The 3,907-nt window shown below is 65.5% G+C and carries 2 protein-coding genes; both read right to left on the reverse strand.

Going from position 1 to position 3,907, the window contains the following annotated elements; genetic code table 11:
• Positions 1-76: 76 nt before the first annotated feature.
• Positions 77-2,923 (reverse strand): hypothetical protein, encoded by a 2,847-nt coding sequence (locus ACGFIK_RS27805; RefSeq protein ID WP_393342159.1) that lies wholly within the window; start codon positions 2,921-2,923, stop codon positions 77-79.
• A gap of 324 nt (positions 2,924-3,247) precedes the next feature.
• Positions 3,248-3,598, reverse strand: a complete 351-nt coding sequence (locus ACGFIK_RS27810) for a hypothetical protein (protein ID WP_327024292.1) — start codon at positions 3,596-3,598, stop codon at positions 3,248-3,250.
• Positions 3,599-3,907: the final 309 nt, after the last annotated feature.

The following is a 3,907-nucleotide window of genomic DNA, read 5'->3' on the forward strand; positions in this document are numbered from 1 at the left end:
TGGTCGACAGCTGTCCTACCTGGAGCCTCGCACCCACCGATCACCGGGCCTGCCGCACCCACCCTGAGCTGCAAGATCAGCTTGGAAAAGGCTCAATGAGCAGCAAGGGTCGACCGCCCCCTCCAGCAAGCGCGGCGGCGCACACCAGCTTGACGGCCTTCTCGTCCATTTGGGCGGTGTTGCTACGAAGGTTGTAGCCCGACATCCGGTGTCCCTCGGCCCGCCGCCACTTGGGTGTGACCGCCCACCGCCATGGCCTATCGGGCTCAGCGGGTGGCTCCGGCTCCGGGTAGTCCAGGCTCGCCCCGTAACCGCCGTACCGTTCGTCGAGGCGGTTGAACTCTTCGCTGACTTTCTTCAGCTTCGCCTTGATCCCTTGGGCAAGCGATGCCCGGTGCGCCCGGGAAGTCTGTTCGGCCTCACTCAAGCCTAGCCGCGCCGCCTGCAGGTCACCGGTGCGCTGCGCACGCTGGGTGGTGATTTGCTGCTGCTGGTAGTGGTCGTGCTGTTCGGTCTGGGTCAGATGGGTACGCAGCGCGCGGATGAGCGCCGGAACCAGACCGACGCGTGTGTCCAGCCCGCCGCGATGCCAACGTTGTTCGATAAGCAGTTCCCGGATCTCGGCGGGCATCTCGTCGTGGGGTGTGCCCTCGGGGAAACACCGCCGCACAACCTCGTTGACTTTAGAGCAGGTTTCCTCGTTCCACGCCCCGGTGGTGCGGGTCTGCTGCTCGGCGTCCAGGGTCAGCAGGAACCGGTTCGCGGACTCGGGTGAGTCTCCCCAGGCCGCCTCGCGGCCGGGCAGGTCCAGAGCCAGCCGCTCATCGGTGAGCTTTGTCGTGGTTTCGTCTTCTTCGATCTGCTCACGCTCAAGGCGCTGTTTTGCGCCGCGCAGGTTTTTGATCCGTTCCTCGCGTGCTTTGCCCGCGCCCAGCACGTCGGTGTAGGCCGCATGGGCGGCGTCCAGCACGGGCTTCAGCGCATCGCGTCGCTCCTGTCGCTCCTCGTTGGCCGCTCGCAGTTCGGAGATCTTCTGCTTGGTCGTGTCCGCATGCTCACCTGCCTCGGCCGCTTTGGTACGGATCTCTGCTCGGGCCAGCGTGCGCCGGGCACTGGCGACGAGCTTGTTGGCTTCGGTGAGAAGAGCGGCTTTCGCGCGATGCTCAGCGCGGGCCGCGGCGATGCGCGCGGCTCGGCCGGTGAGTGGATCTGCGAACTCACCCACCACGATTACCCCGGCGGCCACGTCGATCTCTGCAGGTTGGGTGCCCGACCGACCGACGATCGCGGTAAAGAACGTGGTGAGGTCGAACCTGGTATCGGCGCTCGCGGGCAGGCTGGTGCTGTGGATGGGCGCGTGCATTCGAGGCGGGTCAGCGATGACCAGCGTCGCCCTCCTTGGCCGCCCCGCGAGTTTCTCCTGGGCTCTGTCAGCGTGCCCGCGTAGGACCACGACGGCACCGCTATAGGGCACAAGGCGGGGCTCCCAGTTGCGTCGCTGATCGGGGTTGAGCTGGACGACGTCCAACAACGCGGCGGCGGGGATACCCTCATCGCGCAGCACCTGTAGCTCGTCTGCGGCGAGGTCCTCGCCGGACTCGGTGGCGGCCAGCATCCTGCTCGCTTGTTTCTCGGCATCTTCGGCAACTCCCCTGGACCCGAGAGCCTGTTCCACGGCTATGCGTGCACCGGCCTCCTCAGCCTGCGCGGTCTCAACGCTGCGTCCGTCAGCAGCGCGAGCCTTGTCGAAAAGCTCCCGATGTGCCGTAGCCAGGTCTTCCAGATTCCGGGCGGCGACCTGATAATCGGTGTCCAGGCGCTGGTCGCGCCCACTGAATTCCTTCCATCGCCCTTCGACCTCGCGGAAGTTGCGGTTGAACTCCTCGTGGTCGGTCAATCCTGATAGATCGCGTTCCACGGTGGACAGTTCTGCTTGCAATTCCTTGGTGCGGACCTCCAGCGCATTGAGTTCATGGCGGATTTCGTCGCTGCGAGCGGCTCCGTCAACGAAGTGTCGAGCGCAGCGGGCTTGCCATGACGCCTTCGCATGGCCCAACAGGAGGCGAGCGTGACCGCGCTGCGCAATGCCGTTCTCAACGACTGCCATCTCGTGTTCCCAGCCATCGAGATCTCTTTCGGCGTCGCGGACGTTGTTACGGTGGGTGTGCTCGGCCGACCGGAGGGCTTGCTCTTGTTCGAGTTCGCGGTCCAACCCGGTCAGTGTGGCGATGGCGTCGAAGATCCTCTGCGGGGCCAGGTCGTTGAGAGGCTGGGCGAGTAGGTTGGCCGCTGGGCTGGAGCGCACCGAGGTCGACAGGAATGACACGCATCGCACATGGCTTCCGTACAGGACGGACGCGAGTCGGTTCGCGTGGAAGTCGCTACGCCCGTTACTGGTAGGGAGCGCGTCCCACAATGTGTCGACTCCTGCGGCGCGTTCGAACTCAGTCGCCCCATAGGGGACGTAGAGACCATCCTTCCAGCGCAGGTTAATGTGTGATGCCTTACGGTTGATCCGTACCCACACGGTCAGGGCACGGGCCGAAAGCGCATCGAAGGTGTCGGCGCGGGGATCAGTGAACACGCCGATCACATACCCCCAGTCGACGTTGGACCAGCGGCCTTCCTGCGCGGCGATCTCGGCGGTGAACAGCAGCTCCGCGGCCCCGGCCGCTCCACTGGCTAGCCGCCATTGCTCATCGGCGTGCAGCAGGCTCACCGCAGCGATCCATGAAGACTTCCCCGCACCGTTAGAGTCCTTCGGGCCTTGACCCGCAACCGTGACCAGGCCCTGGCTGATCATCGGTACCGGGTGCGTGGAAAGGCGAGAGATATTGACCACTTGGACGCCGACTAGCACCCGCTCGCCGACAACGTCGACAGGGCCGGAATCGCCGCCCGCCGTAGACCAGGGTAGGGCCATGCTCACTGTTCTCCTCGGGGATGCGCGCGGCGCGTTCGTATCGCCGCAGCCAGCGGGCTGTGCGGTGCGGCGGCCAGAATCAACTCTTGCTGCAACGCCGCGCGTGCCACCGGTGTCAGCCGGTGAAGTTGAGGACCAGGTAAGTAGGCGGTCCTGCCGGCGGAGCCTCTGCCGCGAGTGGGCGCGAGCTGCACGAGTCCAGCAGCACGCAACCTCTGCAGAGCGACACGAACGTCACCTCTTCCAGGCTGCGCGTAGCGAAGAATTTCATCGACTGGCGTCGGCTGCGCGGAGATCCAGGAGTCGCCTGACAGTAGTCCCTGGCTACGGGGAATCGCGACCCGAATGAATCAACACCAGCACGAGCACGGCCCGATCGATGACCGGGAGGGCGTTCCAACCTGCACCGGTCAGTTCGGCAGCGATGTCGTCGCGGTACCCCGAGGTCCACTGCGTGCCACCCACCGGGACGAGCGTCCGTCCCACTCGGTGCAATAGCCGCTGAAGGTCCCTGCGTAGGGTGGCATCCCGCAACGCCAACATCTGCACCTCGGGCACCGGGTGGGCGCCATGTTCCACCGCCGCGAACGCGGCAAGGACTTCGTCGCGGTGCCGTTCGCTCAGCCCTGCGAGGATCGGCTCAAATACCGGATGCGCTGCGTTAGGGCTGGTCATCGCCGAGTTCCGGATCGCCGTGGCCGATGTTGGCGGCGGAGGGCAAAATCCGCAACAGCTCACGCAGGGCACTCAGATCCGCTGATCCCCATGCGGCGACTCGCGGACCGAGCCGCACCGTCTGGCCGGACTCGTCCCAGAGTAGCCAGCCGGCACCAGCCAAACGCCGGATCGCCGCGAGTAAGGCTCGGTGGGAGGCAATCTCGTCCCGGTTCCCTGTCTGTCAGGCTGAGATGAGGCAGCCTTCCCGGTGCGGCTAGGCTTGCCGGGAGACAGGAAGAGGATCATCGTGACATTACCCAGTACGCC

This window comes from Micromonospora sp. NPDC048871, from assembly GCF_043198155.1.
In the GTDB taxonomy this organism is placed as follows: Bacteria; Actinomycetota; Actinomycetes; order Mycobacteriales; family Micromonosporaceae; genus Micromonospora.

What these genes read in the sequence shown, in the direction of transcription:
- ACGFIK_RS27805 (WP_393342159.1), bottom strand. Translation starts at nt 2,923, where the DNA reads ATGGCCCTACCCTGGTCTACGGCGGGCGGCGATTCCGGCCCTGTCGAC.
- ACGFIK_RS27810 (WP_327024292.1), bottom strand. Translation starts at nt 3,598, where the DNA reads ATGACCAGCCCTAACGCAGCGCATCCGGTATTTGAGCCGATCCTCGCA.